The sequence below is a fragment of the Enterococcus aquimarinus genome (assembly GCF_001885765.1).
Lineage (GTDB): Bacteria > Bacillota > Bacilli > Lactobacillales > Enterococcaceae > Enterococcus_I > Enterococcus_I aquimarinus.
Map to the genome: position 1 here is coordinate 253129 of NZ_JXKD01000001.1, position 18930 is coordinate 272058.

The following is an 18930-nucleotide window of genomic DNA, read 5'->3' on the forward strand; positions in this document are numbered from 1 at the left end:
CAGAGCAAGACGACTGATGTCACACCTTCTAAATAATAGCAAGAAAAATAGAGTAGAGCGTGTTCGCTTTTGAAACGATGTTACGGATGTCCGCCTTGTTTTAAAAATGACGATACAATCCTACGACTAACCCTAAAATTTTGACATTTGGAAAAATTAATGGCTCCATGAAATCATTCTCAGGTTGCAAACGGACATGACTGGCTTCTTTGTAAAATCTTTTACACGTTGCTTCGTTCTCGTCCGTCATAGCAATGACGATATCGCCATTACGAGCAATGTCTTGTTTGCGGACAATAACTTGATCGCCATCTAAAATCCCGGCGTTAATCATACTTTCGCCAGAGATGGTGAGCATGAAATGTTGACTTTCACTATTGGCTAACTGAGGTGGAATTGGAAAAAAATCAGAGGCATCTTCCACAGCTAAAATAGGTTCACCAGCGGTTACAACACCAAGTAATGGAATATTTTTTTGGTCTCCACCAACAGTTTCGAGTCCAAGTGCCGTTAATTCGATGGCTCGAGGTTTCGTTGCATCGCGTTGGATATAACCATTTTTTTCTAAACGGGACAAGTGTCCGTGAACGGTCGAAGTCGAAGAGAGATTCACTGCTTCACCGATTTCGCGAACAGTCGGAGGATAACCCTTATCGAGTACTCGCTTATGAATAAAGCGTAAGACTTCCATTTGACGACTTTCTGTCTTTTTTGCCAAGGTTTACACCTTCTTTCGTATAATTAAGTTAATTTTAACATAAAAAAACAATATAATCAAACAGATGTTCGGTTTTGAAAAGGAGTTCTTATTGTTTTTTTGGGTAATTTTGTATAAGATAAAACAAATGAGAGGAGTGGGAATATGTTATCAGAAAAAAAATTAAACCGTATCAATGAATTAGCCCGCAAGAAAAAGAAAGAAGGCTTAACGCCAACGGAGGAAAAAGAGCAAAAAATACTAAGAGAAGAGTATTTAAGTGCATTTCGTGGTGGGATGAAACATCATATTGAAGGGATGAAAGTAGTCGATCCCCTAGGAAATGATGTCACACCTGAGAAGTTAAAAGCCATTCAGAAAGAAAAAGGGCTTCATAATCGCGAATAAAAACATTTTCGCATGAAAAAGGTTGAAAAAACATTCGATATCTTTTATAATGAGAATGAATAAAGGTAAAAAAAACCTAAAATAACAGGAGGCGCTTCATTTGTTTGATAAAATTGATGAGTTAGGTGTTAATACGTTACGTACGTTAAGTATTGACATGGTACAAAAAGCCAATTCAGGTCACCCAGGATTACCGATGGGAGCAGCTCCAATGGCTTATGCTTTATGGACAAAACATTTAAAAGTCAATCCAAAAACGTCAAGAAATTGGGTTGATCGTGATCGCTTTGTTTTATCAGCAGGTCATGGTTCAGCGTTGTTGTATAGTTTATTACATTGTTCAGGTTACGATGTTCAAAAAGAAGATTTAGAAAACTTCCGTCAGTGGGATAGTCGCACACCAGGACATCCAGAAGTTCTTCATACTGATGGTGTGGAAGCAACGACTGGACCATTAGGCCAAGGGATTGCAATGGCTGTTGGAATGGCGATGTCTGAAGCTCATTTAGCGGCAACTTATAATCAAACTGATTTTCCAATTGTAGATCACTATACATATGTTCTTTGTGGTGATGGTGATTTAATGGAAGGAATCTCTCATGAAGCGTCTTCCATGGCAGGTCATATGAAATTAGATAAATTGATTGTGTTATATGATTCAAATGATATTTCATTAGATGGACCGACTTCAAAAGCTTTTACAGAAAACGTGGGGGCCCGCTATGAAGCGTATGGTTGGCAACATATTCTCGTAAAAGATGGTCGTGATTTAAATGCTATTTCAGCCGCGATTGAAGCAGCCAAACAAGAAAAAAATAAACCAACCTTGATTGAAGTCAAAACAGTGATTGGTTTTGGCGCACCAAATCAAGGAACGTCTTCTGTCCACGGTGCACCACTAGGAATCGAAGGAATCCAAGCAGCCAAAGGAATTTATGGCTGGGATTATCCAGAATTTGAAGTGCCAGAAGAAGTCGCGACTCGCTTCAAGGAAACAATGATTGAAGAAGGCCAAAAAGCAGAAGAGGAATGGAATGAATTGTTTGCGCGTTATGAAGGTGCCTATCCAGAATTAGCGGCTCAATTTAGACAAGCATTTGCAGATGAACTCCCAGAAGAGTGGGCAGATAATTTACCAACTTATGAAGTGGGTTCAAGTCAGGCAAGTCGTGTTTCAAGTAAAGATATGATTCAAGCACTCTCTAAAGCGGTACCGTCTTTATGGGGTGGATCAGCCGATTTATCAGGTTCTAATAATACGATGGTTGCGGCAGAAAAAGATTTTGAACCTGGTCAATATGAAGGCCGTAACATTTGGTTTGGCGTGCGCGAATTTGCGATGGCAGCCGCAATGAACGGGATTCAATTACATGGTGGGACACGTATTTATGGTGGTACTTTCTTCGTATTCGTGGATTACCTACGTCCAGCAGTTCGTCTTGCAGCGATTCAAAAAACACCTGTTACCTATGTATTGACGCACGATTCAGTGGCTGTCGGAGAAGATGGTCCGACACATGAGCCAGTAGAGCAACTTTCAAGTTTACGTAGTATCCCTAACTTACATGTCATTCGTCCAGCCGACGGAAACGAAACACGTGCGGCTTGGAAAGTCGCAATGACTTCAAAAGAAACACCGACTGTTCTAGTCTTAAGTCGACAAAATTTACCTGTTATTGAAGGAACGACTACCTTAGCAGATGATTTTGTTTCGAAGGGTGCTTACGTGGTTTCTCCTCAAAAAGGTGAAAAACCAGAAGGAATCTTAATCGCGACAGGCTCTGAAGTCTTCCTCGCTACTGAAGCCCAAAAAGCTTTAGCTGCTGAAGGCATGGATGTCTCTGTGGTTTCAATGCCGAGTATGGATTTATTTGAAGCGCAATCAGCTGAGTATAAAGAATCTGTCTTACCAAAATCAGTGAAAAAACGTGTTGCGATTGAAGCAGGTTCGCCTTTTGGTTGGGAACGTTACACGAAATGTCGTGGAAAAATCATTGCAATCGATCACTTTGGTGCTTCTGCTCCAGGAGATAAAGTGTTAGCGGAGTTTGGCTTTACGACAGAAAATGTGATCAATACTTATAAATCATTGTAATCTTGTAGGATAAACATAAAAAAGAAGGAGAATTTCCGAAACTGGAGATTTCCCTTCTTTTTTGCTAGATAAATTAGTGTAGTCATAGTATGATAATGACAAGAAATAAATGTAGAGGAGGGAGAACCATGGCGACGTTTGATGATGCCTTAGCTTATTTAAAAGGCGAAAATATTCGAATTACACCTCAAAGGATTGCGATTTTAGAATTCTTGACAGAAGTACCCACACATCCAACTGCAGAAGAAGTGTACCGAGCGATTGAAGAGAAATTTCCTGGCATTAGTGTAGCAACGGTTTATAATAACTTAAAATTATTTACTGAAATTGGATTTCTAAGAGAGATGAACTATGGAAGTTCTTCTAGTCGCTATGATTTTGCGATTACCCCTCATTATCATGTCATTTGTCAAAAATGTGGAAAAGTATCTGATTTCTTCTATCCAAGACTCGATGATGTCGAAATGGCGGCTGAGCGTCTAACGGATTACCAAATTCAAAGTCATCGTTTAGAAATCTACGGGTTATGCCCAACTTGTAAAAATATAACAGAATAAGGAGTTTTCATATGACAGTCATTCAAACCAATCAAGCGCCAAAAGCAATCGGACCTTACGTTCAAGGAAGAATTGCGAATGGATTTTTATTCGCATCGGGTCAAGTTCCTTTAGATGCGGTAACGGGTGAAGTTGTTGGTTCTACGATTGAAGAACAAACAACACAAGTTTTAAAAAATATTTCTGCGATTTTAACCGAAGCGAGAATTACCCCAAATGATATCGTAAAAACAACGTGTTTCTTAAAAAATATGGATGATTTTGTCGCGTTTAATCAGGTCTATGGCACATTATTCCATGATGTTTTACCGGCACGTTCGGCGGTCGAAGTGGCTCGCTTACCAAAAGACGTGTTAATTGAAATTGAGATTATTGCAGACGTCTCAAAAAAATAAGTCAATAAAAAAAGAGAGCTGATTGAAGTCTCTCTTTTTTTAATCATCTATGTATGTGAGAAGGGAACAATCAATGATTTCATTAGAAGTTTTTTTAAAAAATGGTCAAACGACGATTTCCAATTTATTAGTAGAAAATTATCGCCGTATCGGGATGTCAAATGAAGAATTTTTACTCTGGTTGCAATTACATCGCTATGTCGAGGCAGGCGATTCATTTCCTGATTTAATGAAAATTGCTGAAGATATGAGTTATAACCAGCAAGAAATTTATTATTTGTTAAATCAGCTCGTTCAAAAACAATTCATTCAAATTGTCTCGCAAAAAGATCTCCGAGGAATGATGCATGATTCCTATGATTTGACTTTAGTCTATCAAAAATTAGCACTTTTATTGTCACAAAAGACAAAGCAAGTGGAAGAAAAACAAATACAAGAAAAAATTAGTGAGTTATATCAAAATTTTGAAGCAGAATTCGGGCGTCCATTATCACCAATGGAATACCAACGAATTGGGCAATGGTTGGAAGAAGATCATTATCAAGTCGAGCTGATTCAACTGGCCTTGCGCGAAGCTGTATTAAATCAAGCATACAGTTTAAATTATATTGATCGTATTTTATTATCATGGGAACGGAAAAATATTCGGACTTCTGAGCAAGTAATGGATGAGCAAAAACGTAGAAAACGTCAAATGATGCAAAAAGAAGAACCGACGACCAAAACACTTCCGAAAATATCCCTTCATAATTGGTTAGAAGAGGAGTCAAATGATTAGTAAAGAAAAGACAAAAATGGCTTTAGAAAAAATGTATGCAATGTTTCCAGATGCGGTCGGAGAATTAGAACATCAGACGCCGTTTCAGTTACTAATTGCCGTGATTTTAAGTGCACAAGCAACCGATGTCTCGGTAAATAAGGTGACACCTCATTTGTTTGCTGCTTATCCAAATGCCGAGCAATTAGCTAACGCACCGCTTGAGACAATCACTGAATACATTCGAACAATTGGCTTATATCGAAATAAGGCGAAAAATATCAAACGGTGCGCGCAACAAATTATGGAAGAATTTGATGGGAACGTTCCTGAGACACGAGAAGAATTAATGCGTCTAGCGGGTGTGGGACGAAAAACCGCGAATGTTGTCTTAGGCGACGCATTTGACACACCAGCAATTGCAGTCGATACGCATGTCGAACGCGTGTCCAAACGGCTCAGAATTTGTAAATTGGATGCTTCTGTAAGTGAAGTAGAAGAGACACTGATGCGAAAAGTTCCAAAAGAAGATTGGGTTAAAATGCACCATACAATGATTTTTTTCGGCCGCTATCATTGTACTGCGCGTGCACCAAAATGCGAAGTGTGTCCATTATTGACGATGTGTCAAGAAGGCAAAGATCGGATGAAAGCCAAACAACAAAAGCAAAGATAAAAGTAAAAAAATCGTAAAGACGAGATTGTCTTTACGATTTTTTAGTGTCCTTATCATTAAGGTGTAGCCGGGGTTTCAGGACTAACAGGTGTCTCTGGAACCGTTGGTGGTACTTCTTCTGTACTTGGCGTCGGTGTTGGTTCAACTGCTGGTGGTTGTGTCGAAACAGCCGGTGGAGTCGTTTCAGAGGACGAACTACTTGGAGTCGTACTTTCTGATGAAGAAGTGGTTGAAGAACTCGACGACTCGGAACTTTCTGATGAACTTTCGGCCGGTTTAGATTCAACTGGTGGTGCCACAGGAGGCGCTACATATTGTCCTTCTAAGTAGAGTTCTCGTCCAATTCGAGTTAAACCTTTTGGCATCACCCAATCTTCGTTGACAACCGAAGCTGAGACATGTTGCATGACTTCTCGATAGACATCACTTGCTACTCCTGAATATTCATTGGTAATCGGTGTTTTTTGATCACGATAACCCGTCCATACCGCTAGCGAATAATTCACCGTATACCCTACAAAAGTGGAGTCAGGGAAGACGGTAGAAGCAGCATTCAAAGCTTCCAATTCTTCTTCAGTGTAATTAGAGGTCCCCGTTTTACCTGCTTGATACAGCCCTTGGATAGTCGCGTTGTAACCTGTACCAGATTCAATAACACCTTTTAAGATATCTGTCACCATGTAGGCTGTCGTTTCTTCCATTGCTTTAATTCCTGGAGTTTTAAAGGCTTCCACTTCCTCAGAACCGTCAGCAAAAACAATTTTATTTACGTATTGTGGTTCATTGTATGTTCCGCCATTTGATAAAGCGGCGTAGGCAGCGGCGAGTTTTAAACTAGACATACCGTATTTTGTCCCGTCTTGATCTACCGTATTACTTGAAATCGCATTGGCTTGTTGGATCTTGGCATATTGAATGCCTAAACGACTTAAAAAGTCTTCAATTTTATCTGCACCGACTTCGTTAAAAAGTTTGACAGCTGGGACGTTACGAGATTCGATTAATGCGGTACGAAGCGTCATGGTTCCCCAATATTTATTATCCCAGTTCTGAACAGGAGTATTCGTTCCGACATACTTGTACGGTTCATCGACAATTGTTTTACCAGTCGAAACATCTAGATATTCAAAAGCAGGCGCGTAGACCGTAATCGGTTTAACCGTGGATCCGACATCGCGCTTGGTGTTCACTGCTAAGTTATCTCCTAACCGTGTTCCTTCTTCGATATTTCGACCCCCAATTTGTGCGGTAACTTTTCCAGTTTTAGCATCGATCAAAGTAGCGGCTACTTGCATTTCGTCATCTGGGTATTGCACATAAGTATCACTATTGGTCACTTCATATAAATGTTTTTGTGCATCAATATCGAGATTCGTATAAATTTCTAGTCCGTCAGTAAACACGTCTTTTCCGGTTTTTTCTTCCACTTCATTGATAACTTCTGTTAAATAATTATCATAATACTTCCAAGAATCATTCGTAGTGCTGAGTGGTTTTAGCCCTTCATCAATCGGTGTCGCAATGGCTTCTTCGTATTCAGCGTCGGTAATTTTTCCGTTTTCTCTCATTGAAAAGAGAACGATATCTCGTCTTGATTTGGCGTTTTCGGGATTCGCATACGGATCAAAGTAAGAAGGGGCATTTGGTAAGCCCGCAATCAGTGCGGTTTGTGGAAGATTTAACTCTTCTAACGACAACCCATAAAACGCTTTGGACGCTGTTTGCATCCCGTATAGCCCATTTGACATGTAGACTTTGTTAATGTAATAGGTTAAAATTTCTTGTTTTGATTTTTCTTTTTCTAATTGAACCGCCATCCATGCTTCTTGTGCTTTTCGCTCGAGCGTTTGATCAGAAGCGTCGGTTGAGAAGAAAGAGAGTTTAATTAATTGCTGTGTTAACGTACTACCGCCTTGCATGCCGCCGGTACTGACGTTTGAAATTACCGAGCCGACGATTCGAATCGGGTCAACGCCGACGTGTTCATAAAAACGGCGATCTTCAACTGAGATGATCGCATCTTCTAATAAACGGGGAATCTCAGTCGCTTCGATCGTTTCTCTTTTTTCTGCACCGACTTCTTGAAATAAGTCGCCATTAGCTGCGAAAAATTTTGAAGAGTTCGGTGATTCAAGTTTGGCATCCTCTAATTTAGGAGCATCTTTTGCATAACTCCAAAACAGAGCGACTCCTGATAAAAAAAGGAGACAGCCGACAAAAACAAGACCAAGAGTAATTTTCAAAATAATTGAGCCGGTGGAACGTTTCTTTTTATTTTTTACTGTTTTCTTTTTTGGTGATTCATGACGCTGTGTTCGTGTATTGTTTGACATGATGTTTGCTCCTTTAATTCAATGAATTGATCAACTGCCTGGAGATACGGAATTCTTGGTGCCACCCCAGGAATGATTTCAATTCCAATTTCTTCAATGGTTGCGAGAGAGAGTGATTTTTTTTTGGTTGCTTGTTGCTCCCAGTAATGAACAATATAATGACTATCAATAAAAAAGCAACGATTTAGACTTGAAAACCAAAGTAAAACAAAACAAATTCCTCTATGACTCAGACACTTTTTCATGTGCTCAATTTGATGGGCATGTAGGTTTTTTAACGGAAAAGAGGTTTTATTTTTTGTTTCCTTAGCTTCAAAATCAATATAATACCCTTGATAAACGCCGTTGTAGTCGGTTGTTGAAGCTTCTTTGAAGTATGCTTCTTTGATGACTGCTGCACTCCTCTTTGGATAATCCACTTTAACGATTTGAAGAGGGGTTGGTTTTTTGTGAATAACTGCGCATCCGCGATTTAAATAATACTCATTGCTTTCGTTAATGGCTTCTTCAAAACGCATCCCGCGATTGGCAAAAGATTGTTTTTGTTTAGCAACTTTAGTTTGTTTTTTTTGCCGTTCGTTATACAATGGGAGAGAGCCGTTTGGATATTTGATTGTCATGTGATTCACACTCCTATCAATCATTATAGCAAAAAGAGAAATAGAAAGAAAAGGGAAGTTTATGAAAACAAAAGAAGCCTTAATAATTACTGGGTATCGCAATTATGAAATAGGAGTCTTTCAAGAAAAAGATCCAAAGATTAAAGTCCTTAAGAAAGTGATAAGAGAGACATTAATTCCGTTAATTGAAGATGGCATCACGTGGATTGTGATTGGCGGGAACTTAGGTGTTGAACTTTGGGCAGGTGAGGTCGTCATCGATTTAAAAGAGGAGTATCCAGAAATCCAATTAGCAATCCTATTTCCTTTTGAAGGCTGGGGCGAAAATTGGAAAGAAGCAAACCAAACCGTCCTGGAAAAAGTCAAAGCTGGAGCGGATTACGTCAATGCAACTAGTCACCAGCCATACCAAAATCCCTCGCAATTAAAAAACCATACTGCTTTTTTATTACAAAAGACCGCTGCTTGTTTACTGATTTATGATGAGGAATTTAAAGGGAAAACTGAATATTTTCTGAAAGATGCTAGAAAATTTCAAGAGCGCCACGCGTATCAGATTTTACAAATTACGATGGATGATTTAGAAAATGCAATATATTTTAGCGATTCTATTTGATTTATCTGCCTTTTTTGGTAGAATGGTTAAGTAGACTGATTTTATCAGAATTTAACTCGTGAGGTGTACGAATGACAAATTTAAATTATTCTCCAAAAGATATCTTACAACAAGAATTTAAAACAAAAATGCGTGGGTATGATCCAATTGAAGTTGATGAGTTTTTAGATGGTATTATTAAAGATTACGAAACATACAATAAAGAAATTTTGACCTTACAAGAAGAAAATGATCGCTTAAATGCGAAAATCGCTCAATTAAGTAAGAGTCAAGCAATCTCGTCACGGATTCAAGCAACGCCAGAAGCACCAAAGAGCCAAGCGGTAACGAATTTTGATATTCTAAAACGCTTGTCTAATCTTGAAAAAGAAGTGTTTGGCAAAAAGTTAGATCAACCGACGCCAACAAATGGTTTTGACAGCTCTCTTAATCGTTCAGCTGTTCATTTTTCTGATGATGATGATTTAGAAAAAACACGTCAGTTTTAAGACTGATAAAAGAAGCAACAGATGATAATATTGTGGTTTTCGGATAATCGCGGTTTGACTAGATCAAGCTGAGGAAAGTCCATGCTCACACAGACTGAGATGTCTGTAGTGTTCGTGCCTAGCGAAACGATAAGCTAGGGTATTTCGTAGGAAATAACGGCAGGAAAAAAAGCTAAGGTGTCAAAGCTATGCTTGAGTATCCTTGAAAGTGCCACAGTGACGAAGCGTTTAGAGAAATCTAAACGGTGGAACGCGGTAAACCCCTCGAGTGAGCAACCCAAACATTATGGTAGGGGCACTTTTTGGAGCGGAAATGAACGAGACAAAGAGGCAATAAGCAATTATTGCAGATAGATGATTATCCATATTATTTTTCCCTGTAAAATAATTGGACAAAACATGGCTTATAGAAAATCACAATTCATCAGGGGGATCCTTCCATTTTGGAAGGATTTTTTTATCACAAAGGAGAAAAAACAATGAAAGAAAATCAAGAATTTAATCTTGTTGCTACTGCAGCAAGTGGCTTAGAAGCCTTAGTAGGAAAAGAACTTCGCGACTTAGGCATTGAATGTACGGTAGAAAATGGTCGCGCACGCTTTAAAGGAACGATGGAAACGATCGCGAAAACAAACTTGTGGTTAAGAACGGCCGATCGAGTGAAAATTGTCGTCGGTGAATTTGATGCCTTTACATTTGATGAGTTATTTGAAAGTGTTAAAGCATTGCCTTGGGAAGATTTTTTGCCACTTGATGCGCAATTCCCAGTAGCAGGTAAATCGATCAAATCAACGTTATATAGTACACCTGATTGCCAAGCGATTACGAAAAAAGCGATTGTTAATCGTTTGCGTGAGTATTATCATCGCCCAGCGTCAGTTCCTCTAGCAGAAACGGGCGCGTTATTCCAACTCGAAGTGGCACTTTTAAAAGATCATGTGATGGTGACACTTGATACGACGGGGCCGAGTTTATTTAAACGTGGTTACCGTTTAGAAAAAGGGGGCGCGCCGCTTAAAGAAAATATGGCAGCAGCCTTAGTAATGTTAACAAATTGGCGCAAAGATCGTCCGTTTTATGATCCCGTTTGTGGTTCTGGGACGTTATGTATCGAAGCCGCGATGATTGGCCATAATATCGCTCCAGGATTTAACCGTGAGTTTGCTTGTGAGAAATGGGATTGGTTTAAACCAGAAATCTTTGCGAGTGCTCGTAACGAAGCAGAAGAAGCGGCTGATTATGATATTGTGTTAGATATTACGGGTTCAGATATCAATGGAAAAATTATTGAAATTGCACGTCGTAACGCAGAAGAAATTGGCTTAGGAGATTCGATTGTCTTTAAACAACAAGCGATGAAAGATTTCCATACGGATAAGGAATATGGGGTCATTGTGGCAAATCCGCCTTATGGGGAACGTTTAGGGGAAGAAGAAGAAGTACGTCAACTCTATCGTGAGATGGGTCAAGTCTTTAAACCTTTAACCACTTGGAGCAAATATATTATTACGAGTGATTTATTATTTGAGGAATTCTACGGAGCGAAAGCGACGAAGAAACGCAAATTGTATAACGGTGCTTTAAGAACAGACTTATTCCAATACTGGGGAACACGTCCACCAAGACAACCACGCGTGGAAACAAATGAAGCGTAATGCTTTAGAAAAAGTAATACGCTTTACGCAACAGGAACTTAGCGATGAAAAGACGGGACATGATTTTCAGCACGTGAGTCGTGTGGCACGGCTTGCCGAAACAATCATTCGTGAGGACCAATTACCTGTCGATTCTTTTGTAGTGGCCGCAAGTGCTTATTTGCATGATGTGATTGATGATAAAGTCGTGGACGATGTTGCGGCTAAGATTAAAGAAGTGCACGTGCTATTGCAATCCCTTGAGTGTTCAAAGACGGACATTGAAGAAATTTTACATATTATTCAAAATATGTCTTTTTCAAAAGAAATGAGTCAAAGCTGTGAACCGCTAAGTTTAGCCGGTAAAGTTGTCCAAGATGCCGATCGATTAGAAGCAATCGGTGCGCTCGGGATTCTTCGAACGGCTTACTACGGCGGGGGTAAAGGGCATCCAATTCATGATGAATCGATTATCCCGAAAGTATACAGTCAAAAGACGGAGTATCGCCGAGGAAGTACGGTCATTAATCATTTTCATGAAAAATTATTATTATTGCCTGCGCGAATGCATACAGACTATGCACGCAAGTTGGCTTTTGAACGAAAAGATTTTATGGAGCAATTTTTAGAGCAATTTCATCTCGAATGGAATGTGTAAAAATGACTAGAGAAATCCGCTTTCTTTAGTCTTTTTTCTTGCGATGTTTTGTTCCATTAGGTTTTCAAAAATGAATATGTTATAATCACAAAGATGTTATTAAGAAAGAAGGTGTTTGAATGTCATTTGAAAATTTTGCATTCCAACCATTTATTTACCAAGCGTTAGCTGAAAAGAACTTTAAAACCCCAACGGAAGTCCAAAGTAAACTGATTCCGTTAATTCAACAAGGACGTAGTGTCGTCGGTCAATCTCAAACAGGTAGCGGGAAGACCTTGACCTTTTTACTGCCATTAATGGATAAAATTGATGCGACAAAAGAACAAGTCCAAATTGTGATTACGGCTCCTAGTCGTGAACTTGCAACACAACTTTACCAAGTGGCCAAAGAAATCGCGGTATTCTCTAATCCCGAAATCCGCGTGACTAACTTTGTTGGTGGAACCGACAAACAGCGTCAAATCAACCGTTTAAACAATCAACAACCCCATATCGTGATTGGAACTCCGGGTCGTATTTTAGACTTAATTACGGAACAAGCCTTAAAAATCCATACGGCTTTTGCGTTTGTCATTGATGAAGCTGATATGACGCTTGATTTAGGTTTTTTAAATGAAGTTGATAAAATTGCGAGTTGTTTTTCTGGTAAAATCCAAATGCTGGTCTTTTCTGCAACGATTCCAGAGAAGCTACGCCCGTTTTTGAAAAAATACATGGAAAATCCAGTTATTGAAGAAATTCGCCCGAAAGCGATTATTTCTGAAACAATCGATAACTGGTTAATTTCAACAAAAGGCAAAGATACGAATCGGTTAATTTATCAATTGTTAACTGTCGGCCATCCTTATTTAGCGATTGTGTTTGCCAATACGAAGTCACGTGTGGACGATATTGCGGAATACTTGAAAGACAAGGGCTTAAAAGTCGCAAAAATTCATGGTGATATTACGCCAAGAGAACGTAAACGAATTATGCGTCAAGTTCAAAACTTAGAATATCAATATGTCGTGGCGACTGATTTAGCGGCTCGTGGGATTGATATTGAAGGTGTTTCTCATGTTATCAATGCGGAAGTGCCGGAAGAATTGGATTTCTTCATTCACCGCGTCGGCCGTACTGGACGCAATGGTTTAGCTGGCACGGCTATTACATTGTACAAACCAGGCCAAGAAGAAATCATCGTTGAAATTGAAAAATTAGGAATTCCTTTTGTCCCTAAAGAAATTAAGAATAACGAAATTGTCGACGGATATGACCGTAATCGTCGCAAAAAACGTGAAAAATCCCGTGAAGAATTGGATCCGAAAATCAAAGGGTTAGTGAAGAAAAAACAAAAAAACATTAAACCTGGCTACAAAAAGAAAATTCAATGGGAAATTGATAAAACCAACAAAGCCAAACGACGTCTAGAAGGTCGTCAAACGACTCGAACAGCCCGTAAAGCGAAGAAGAATTCGAATCAATAATTTTTTATTGACAGATTTATCCGATAACAATTATGTAATCCAATTCCAAAAGACACTTAAATTGTCTTCTGGAATTGGATTTTTCCTTTAATCAGAAGCATGGTATACTAGAGAAAAAGCCGGTGTGAAAGTAGGGGATAAAATGGATTTTTTTGAAGCGCTAGAGTGGAAAAACTGGAAAATTCTTTCTGATGAATTGCGCATGCAAGTGATGAATCAGGTTTTAATGTATTTTGTGAGTCCACTGAAGTATGTTTCCGATGTGGAATACAAAGAATTCTCGTTATCAGGTGTGAAATGCCAAACATTCGAATGTTCCATCGATGGTGAACGCTTTGTTTTGGTGCCAGGGAATAAAGAAGCCATTTTGGGTTGGAATTTTGGAACGCAAGGATTACCGGTTACGACCTGGGATCAAAAGGCGCATACGTTGACGAACGAGTATCAAAAAATGAAAACCAACTATCACTTAAAAACAACGGAAGATTGGGATGTTTTTGTGAACGAATCAACAAGCCCCTTGAGAAAAGTGGCGATTTCACCGATGCTTGTTCAAAAAGAAGCATCGCCTGTTGGTACGACCTATTTAGGTGAGTTTAACTTGGTGACAGGTGAATTTACCGGAGAAGTGGAGTCCTTTTTGCCAATAAAAAATCAATTATCTCCCCTTTTTTGTGTACCGGAATCATTAGAAGCGTGTCTTTCATTTGAAGTGCCAAATCAACTATTTGAAAAAAATTGTTATTACGGTCAGTTACAACTCGAAACGGATACGTATCGTCTTTTCAGTCATCAAGCATGCACCCATCAAACTTTAAAACAACAAGTACATGACCAAGTCTATGATCTACTAACAGAAGATGAGTGGGAATATGTGAATGGTGGCGGAACGCGTCGGCTCTTTCGCTGGAGTAACGAATTAGACCAAGGGAATCATTATCAAGGCCGCCAAGTGACGAGAAAAATGAGCCAAGTCAATATGTTTGGGTTACGTTTTGCGACCAAACGACAGGGGTGGGAGTTAACCGATTCGGATTATTTGAAATTAGAAAAGTGGACAGATACCGGCATTCCATTGTTTGATTATTTACCCTTAGCATCTTATTATCGTTCTCGTCAAATCTTAGCCAAGGAAAAAGAATTGTCGCCTCTAGAGTATTCGTATCGAAAAGCGATTATTATTCGTCAAGAGTAAGTCTCACAGAGTAAAAGGTTTTCAGGACGATCTTTTGCTGAATGCGACTTGAAAAAAAGAGGGGATTTCTGCGCGTTTTTTTGATTGACATTGAGCGTAATAATCCCTATAATTCAAGAAGTAGATAAGGATATCTTTTATTCCCCATTTCTTTACAGAAAGTTTTTCATTGCTGAGAGAAAAACAAGAAACGAATAATTGGCTCCCTTGGATAATTTGGTAGAAATATCAACGCCACTCAGCGTTAACGAGTTTAAGAGGTAATGATTTGAAACATCATTGCAAACAAGGTGGTACCGCGTATCGACGTCCTTGTCTTGCAGGGTGTTTTTTTGTGTCTCATAGAGAATAGGAAAGAAGGAAAATAAAAAATGAAGCAATTATCAAGTGCACAAATTCGTCAAATGTATTTGGATTTTTTTAAAGAAAAAGGGCATCGAATTGAACCAAGCGCGTCTTTAATTCCCGTGAATGATCCGACGTTATTATGGATCAACTCTGGTGTGGCAACGTTAAAAAAATATTTTGATGGTTCCATTGTTCCAGAAAATCCGCGAATTACAAATGCTCAAAAATCCATTCGAACAAATGATATTGAAAATGTTGGGAAAACGGCGCGTCATCATACGATGTTTGAAATGTTAGGGAACTTTTCCATCGGCGACTACTTTAAAAAAGAAGCGGTTGTTTGGGCATGGGAATTTTTAACGTCTCCTCAGTGGTTAGCATTTGATCCTGAAAAATTATTTGTGACCGTTTATCCAGAAGATACGGAAGCAAAACGTCTATGGATTGAAGAAGTTGGGTTACCAGAAGACCACGTCATTGAGTTACAAGATAACTTTTGGGATATTGGTGTGGGTCCAAGTGGTCCTTGTACGGAAATCTTTTATGATCGTGGCGAAGCCTTTAATGATGTGGCAGAAGATGATCCTGAAAACTTCCCCGGTGGCGAAAATGAGCGTTATTTAGAAATTTGGAATTTAGTCTTTTCTGAATTTAACCACAAACCTGATAACACTTACGTACCACTTCCAAATAAAAACATTGATACGGGCATGGGACTGGAACGGGTCGTTTCCATTATTCAAAATGCGCCAACTAACTTTGAAACGGATTTGTTCATGCCGATTATCCAAGCTGTTGAAGCGTTGAGTCATGTTAAATACGGAGATGACACTCTGACAGATACGTCATTTAAAGTAATTGCTGACCATATCCGTGCCTTATCCTTTGCAATTGGGGACGGCGCCTTGCCTTCTAATGAAGGACGCGGTTACGTTTTGCGCCGCTTATTACGTCGCGCTGTGATGCATGGCCAAAAATTAGGAATTAAAGAAGCTTTCTTATATAAAATGGTGCCCGTTGTCGGCCAAATTATGGAAAGTTACTATCCTGAAGTAGTAGAAAACCAAACGTTCATTCAAAAAGTTGTTCGTACGGAAGAGGAACGCTTCCATGAAACGATTAATGAAGGAATGGATATCTTACAACAAGTAATTACCGAATTAAAAGAATCCAATCAATCAGAATTAGAGGGTTCAATCATCTTCAAATTGTATGATACCTATGGGTTCCCAGTTGAATTAACAGAAGAAATCGTAGAAGAAGCTGGCTTTACAGCCGATCACGTTGGTTTTGAACAAGCGATGACTGCTCAAAGAGAACGCGCTCGTGCAGCACGTAGTAAAGAAAAATCGATGGGTGTCCAATCAAGTCTATTAACGGATATCACGGTTGACAGCGAATATGTCGGTTATGAAACCCTAACGCAAACATCAGAACTATTGGTTTTAATTCAAGATGAGCAACTCGTTGAGGGCGTCGTAACAGACGAAGCGCAAGCGATTTTTGCGAAAACCCCTTTCTATGCAGAAATGGGTGGGCAAGTAGCGGATAAAGGTGTCATCTTAACGGCAGATCACCAACTCGTGGCTGAAGTGATTGATGTGAAACGAGCACCAAATGGGCAACATTTACACCAATTACGTGTGATGACGCCTTTAAAAGTCGGAGAAACGTATCTCTTACAAGTGAATCTAGCGCATCATCATAGTGTCTTAAAAAATCATACAGCGACCCACTTACTTCATAAAGCGCTGAAAGAAGTGCTAGGGGAACATGCAAATCAAGCAGGTTCATTAGTAACCGCTGATTATTTACGTTTTGATTTCACGCATTTTGGTCAAGTGACAAGTGAAGAACTAGCTAAAATGGAACGCTTAGTCGAAGAAAAAATCTGGGAATCAATTCCGGTCGTGACGATCGAAACAGATATCGACTCTGCCAAAGAAATGGGTGCGATGGCACTCTTTGGGGAGAAATATGGCAAAAAAGTTCGGGTTGTTAATGTTGGTGATTGGTCGATTGAATTATGTGGTGGGAATCACGTAACGAATACGGAAGCAATTGGGCTATTTAAAATCACATCTGAATCAGGAATTGGTGCAGGAGTCCGCAGAATTGAAGCAGTAACGAGTCAAAAAGCCTATGAATTTTTCGATGCAGAAGAAAATCAATTACTCCAAATTGCTCAAATCGTGAAATCGTCTCAATTGAAGGAAGTCGTGAACAAAGTAGAACAATTACAGCAACAAGTTAAAGATTTACAAAAAGAAAATGAACAACTATTAAGTAAATTAGCCAATCAACAAGCAGGAGATATCTTTAAAGACGTCAAAGAAGCCAATGGAATCACGTATATCACGGCACAAGTGGCGGTAAAAGACATGAATCAATTACGTCAGTTGGCTGACCAGTGGAAACAAAAAGAACTTTCTGATGTTTTAGTGCTTGCGACGGCTTCAGGTGATAAAGTTAACTTATTAGTAGCATCCAATCAAACGGCTGTCGCTAAAGGCGTGAAAGCTGGCGATTTAATTAAAGCTATTGCACCGAAAGTTGGCGGTGGCGGCGGTGGACGTCCGGATATGGCTCAAGCAGGGGGTAAGAACCCAGCTGGTATTCCAAATGCCTTAGCAGAAGCAGTAAACTGGTTAAATCAACAATAAAATAGCATGTCGAAAACTTCAAATTCGTTAGACAATCTTTGTCTGGAATTTGAAGTTTTTCATCTCAATGATTGAATCATCGATGTTTGTTTGAATAACTGAGAATAAAGTTTGAAACTCAACCGTAGAAACGTTAGAATATAAAGAAGATAGGAAAGGGATGGCATGTAATGGTTCGTTTTTTTATTCGCCGAATTGAAAAAAAATATCAAAAAGAAGAAGTTAGAGGGAAAATCGGGTTTTTCTCGGGAGTTTTTGGCTTATTGACGAATTTTATATTGTTTCTAGGCAAATTCTTCATTGGCTTTTCTGCTAATTCGGTATCCATTATGGCAGATGCGATGAATAGTTTATCCGATACCATTTCATCTGTGATTGTTTTATTCGGTTTTAAAATCGCCGGAAAACCAGCCGATAAAGACCATCCTTATGGACATGAGCGATTTGAATATTTAACGGGACTCGCAGTCGCATTATTAATTAGTTTCGTTGGGTTTCAATTCTTAATGAACTCAATTGAAAAAATCATTACCCCAAGCGCCATTCAATTTTCACGGGCGATCTTGCTCGTTTTAATCTTATCGATTTTAATCAAAATTTATCAAGGATTAATGTACCGCTTTACTGGTCATAAAATCCAATCGCAGACACTCATTGTCAATGCCCAAGATAGTTTTAATGACGTGTACATGACAACGGCTGTCTTAGTATCCGTGCTAGTAGAACGCACGACGGGGTTAAAAATCGATGGCTATATGGGTCTTTTGATTGCCTTGTATATTTTGTATAGTGGTCTTTCAATGGTGAAAGATTTTGTGAATGAATTAGTGGGCCAACGACCGACCGATAAAGAAATTAAAAAAATTGAAAATCAATTAAGTCGTTATCCGATGCTTCTTGGCTACCATGATTTATTAATTCATAATTATGGACCGCAGCAACGCTTCGCCTCTGTGCACATCGAAGTCGATAGTCGTTGGAATTTGATGAAAGCTCACGATGTCGTTGATTTAATTGAAAAAGACGTGAGAAAGACGTTAGGTGTCCATCTGGTCTGTCATCTAGATCCTGTTCCGATTGACAATCCTGAGTATCTAGAAATCCATCGCATTGTCAAAGGCTGCTTAAAGGGATTAAATCAAGATTTTCGGATGCATGATTTTCGAATTTTACCCAATAATCATTTGCAATTTGATTTAGTTGTTCCTGAAGGTAACCAAGTAAAAGAACAAGAAATTAAAGAAACGATTCACCAACAATTATCAATTTACAAAGAAGCTTATAAAATAGAAATGACCCTTGATCATCATTATTTATTGTAAAA

The 18930-nt window shown here is 39.0% G+C and carries 17 protein-coding genes and 1 other RNA gene; 15 read left to right on the forward strand and 3 right to left on the reverse strand.

The annotated features are described in order from the left end of the window. Positions 1-100 precede the first annotated feature (100 nt). Positions 101-718: a transcriptional repressor LexA gene (gene lexA, locus RU93_RS01215; RefSeq protein ID WP_071873790.1), complete on the reverse strand. Its 618-nt coding sequence runs from the start codon at positions 716-718 to the stop codon at positions 101-103. A 144-nt stretch (positions 719-862) separates the two neighbouring features. Here lexA and RU93_RS01220 point away from each other — a divergent pair, with 144 nt between their 5' ends. From RU93_RS01220 to nth, 6 genes are all read left to right on the forward strand, one after another. Then, entirely contained in the window at positions 863-1105 is a 243-nt protein-coding gene (locus RU93_RS01220; protein WP_071873791.1) for a DUF896 family protein, read from the forward strand. A gap of 100 nt (positions 1106-1205) precedes the next feature. Continuing rightward, positions 1206-3200: a transketolase gene (gene tkt, locus RU93_RS01225; RefSeq protein ID WP_071873792.1), complete on the forward strand. Its 1995-nt coding sequence runs from the start codon at positions 1206-1208 to the stop codon at positions 3198-3200. Between the two features lie 128 nt (positions 3201-3328). Further along, a complete protein-coding gene (locus tag RU93_RS01230; protein ID WP_071873793.1) occupies positions 3329-3757 on the forward strand; it encodes a Fur family transcriptional regulator in 429 nt (142 codons plus the stop codon). 11 nt (positions 3758-3768) lie between these two features. Continuing rightward, entirely contained in the window at positions 3769-4152 is a 384-nt protein-coding gene (locus tag RU93_RS01235; protein ID WP_071873794.1) for a RidA family protein, read from the forward strand. A gap of 73 nt (positions 4153-4225) precedes the next feature. Continuing rightward, positions 4226-4930, forward strand: a complete 705-nt coding sequence (locus tag RU93_RS01240; protein ID WP_071873795.1) for a DnaD domain protein — start codon at positions 4226-4228, stop codon at positions 4928-4930. After that, on the forward strand, positions 4923-5585 hold the full coding sequence (nth, locus tag RU93_RS01245; protein ID WP_071873796.1) for an endonuclease III: 663 nt from the start codon (positions 4923-4925) through the stop codon (positions 5583-5585). Before RU93_RS01240 ends, nth begins: the two co-directional genes overlap by 8 nt. 56 nt (positions 5586-5641) lie before the next feature. On the opposite strand, the gene RU93_RS01250 is transcribed toward nth, so the two are convergent. Both RU93_RS01250 and recU read right to left on the reverse strand, forming a co-directional pair. After that, a complete protein-coding gene (locus RU93_RS01250) occupies positions 5642-7918 on the reverse strand; it encodes a PBP1A family penicillin-binding protein (RefSeq protein ID WP_071873797.1) in 2277 nt (758 codons plus the stop codon). Then, the gene (gene recU, locus RU93_RS01255; RefSeq protein ID WP_071873798.1) at positions 7864-8538 is read right to left on the reverse strand and encodes a Holliday junction resolvase RecU; all 675 of its coding nucleotides are present in this window, start codon (positions 8536-8538) and stop codon (positions 7864-7866) included. Before recU ends, RU93_RS01250 begins: the two co-directional genes overlap by 55 nt. Before the next feature lie 61 nt (positions 8539-8599). Between recU and RU93_RS01260 the strand changes: the two genes are divergently transcribed. From RU93_RS01260 to RU93_RS01300, 9 genes are all read left to right on the forward strand, one after another. Beyond that, a complete protein-coding gene (locus RU93_RS01260) occupies positions 8600-9154 on the forward strand; it encodes an SLOG family protein (RefSeq protein ID WP_071873799.1) in 555 nt (184 codons plus the stop codon). A gap of 71 nt (positions 9155-9225) precedes the next feature. Beyond that, positions 9226-9642, forward strand: coding sequence for a cell division regulator GpsB (gpsB, locus tag RU93_RS01265; RefSeq protein ID WP_071873800.1), 417 nt, complete (start codon positions 9226-9228; stop codon positions 9640-9642). 35 nt (positions 9643-9677) lie between these two features. After that, an RNA gene (gene rnpB / locus RU93_RS01270) (RNase P RNA component class B) lies at positions 9678-10054 on the forward strand. Between the two features lie 67 nt (positions 10055-10121). Then, positions 10122-11297 (forward strand): THUMP domain-containing class I SAM-dependent RNA methyltransferase, encoded by a 1176-nt coding sequence (locus RU93_RS01275; RefSeq protein WP_071873875.1) that lies wholly within the window; start codon positions 10122-10124, stop codon positions 11295-11297. Then, positions 11287-11934 carry an HD domain-containing protein gene (locus tag RU93_RS01280; protein WP_071873801.1) on the forward strand — a complete coding sequence of 216 codons (648 nt, stop codon included), beginning with the start codon at positions 11287-11289 and terminating at the stop codon, positions 11932-11934. The genes RU93_RS01275 and RU93_RS01280 overlap by 11 nt, the downstream gene beginning before the upstream one ends. A gap of 119 nt (positions 11935-12053) precedes the next feature. Then, positions 12054-13400, forward strand: a complete 1347-nt coding sequence (locus RU93_RS01285; RefSeq protein ID WP_071873802.1) for a DEAD/DEAH box helicase — start codon at positions 12054-12056, stop codon at positions 13398-13400. A gap of 142 nt (positions 13401-13542) precedes the next feature. Beyond that, complete coding sequence (locus RU93_RS01290; RefSeq protein WP_071873803.1) at positions 13543-14595, forward strand: DUF7278 family profilin-like fold-containing protein; 1053 nt, start codon at positions 13543-13545, stop codon at positions 14593-14595. Positions 14596-14966: 371 nt separating this feature from the next. Beyond that, positions 14967-17606 carry an alanine--tRNA ligase gene (gene alaS / locus RU93_RS01295; RefSeq protein WP_071873804.1) on the forward strand — a complete coding sequence of 880 codons (2640 nt, stop codon included), beginning with the start codon at positions 14967-14969 and terminating at the stop codon, positions 17604-17606. Positions 17607-17776: 170 nt separating this feature from the next. Then, the gene (locus tag RU93_RS01300; RefSeq protein ID WP_071873805.1) at positions 17777-18928 is read left to right on the forward strand and encodes a cation diffusion facilitator family transporter; all 1152 of its coding nucleotides are present in this window, start codon (positions 17777-17779) and stop codon (positions 18926-18928) included. Positions 18929-18930 lie beyond the last annotated feature (2 nt).

What these genes read in the sequence shown, in the direction of transcription:
- RU93_RS01220 (WP_071873791.1), top strand. Translation starts at nt 863, where the DNA reads ATGTTATCAGAAAAAAAATTAAACCGTATCAATGAATTAGCCCGCAAG.
- RU93_RS01230 (WP_071873793.1), top strand. Translation starts at nt 3,329, where the DNA reads ATGGCGACGTTTGATGATGCCTTAGCTTATTTAAAAGGCGAAAATATT.
- RU93_RS01235 (WP_071873794.1), top strand. Translation starts at nt 3,769, where the DNA reads ATGACAGTCATTCAAACCAATCAAGCGCCAAAAGCAATCGGACCTTAC.
- RU93_RS01240 (WP_071873795.1), top strand. Translation starts at nt 4,226, where the DNA reads ATGATTTCATTAGAAGTTTTTTTAAAAAATGGTCAAACGACGATTTCC.
- nth (WP_071873796.1), top strand. Translation starts at nt 4,923, where the DNA reads ATGATTAGTAAAGAAAAGACAAAAATGGCTTTAGAAAAAATGTATGCA.
- RU93_RS01250 (WP_071873797.1), bottom strand. Translation starts at nt 7,918, where the DNA reads ATGTCAAACAATACACGAACACAGCGTCATGAATCACCAAAAAAGAAA.
- recU (WP_071873798.1), bottom strand. Translation starts at nt 8,538, where the DNA reads ATGACAATCAAATATCCAAACGGCTCTCTCCCATTGTATAACGAACGG.
- RU93_RS01260 (WP_071873799.1), top strand. Translation starts at nt 8,600, where the DNA reads ATGAAAACAAAAGAAGCCTTAATAATTACTGGGTATCGCAATTATGAA.
- gpsB (WP_071873800.1), top strand. Translation starts at nt 9,226, where the DNA reads ATGACAAATTTAAATTATTCTCCAAAAGATATCTTACAACAAGAATTT.
- RU93_RS01275 (WP_071873875.1), top strand. Translation starts at nt 10,122, where the DNA reads ATGAAAGAAAATCAAGAATTTAATCTTGTTGCTACTGCAGCAAGTGGC.
- RU93_RS01280 (WP_071873801.1), top strand. Translation starts at nt 11,287, where the DNA reads ATGAAGCGTAATGCTTTAGAAAAAGTAATACGCTTTACGCAACAGGAA.
- RU93_RS01285 (WP_071873802.1), top strand. Translation starts at nt 12,054, where the DNA reads ATGTCATTTGAAAATTTTGCATTCCAACCATTTATTTACCAAGCGTTA.
- RU93_RS01290 (WP_071873803.1), top strand. Translation starts at nt 13,543, where the DNA reads ATGGATTTTTTTGAAGCGCTAGAGTGGAAAAACTGGAAAATTCTTTCT.
- alaS (WP_071873804.1), top strand. Translation starts at nt 14,967, where the DNA reads ATGAAGCAATTATCAAGTGCACAAATTCGTCAAATGTATTTGGATTTT.
- RU93_RS01300 (WP_071873805.1), top strand. Translation starts at nt 17,777, where the DNA reads ATGGTTCGTTTTTTTATTCGCCGAATTGAAAAAAAATATCAAAAAGAA.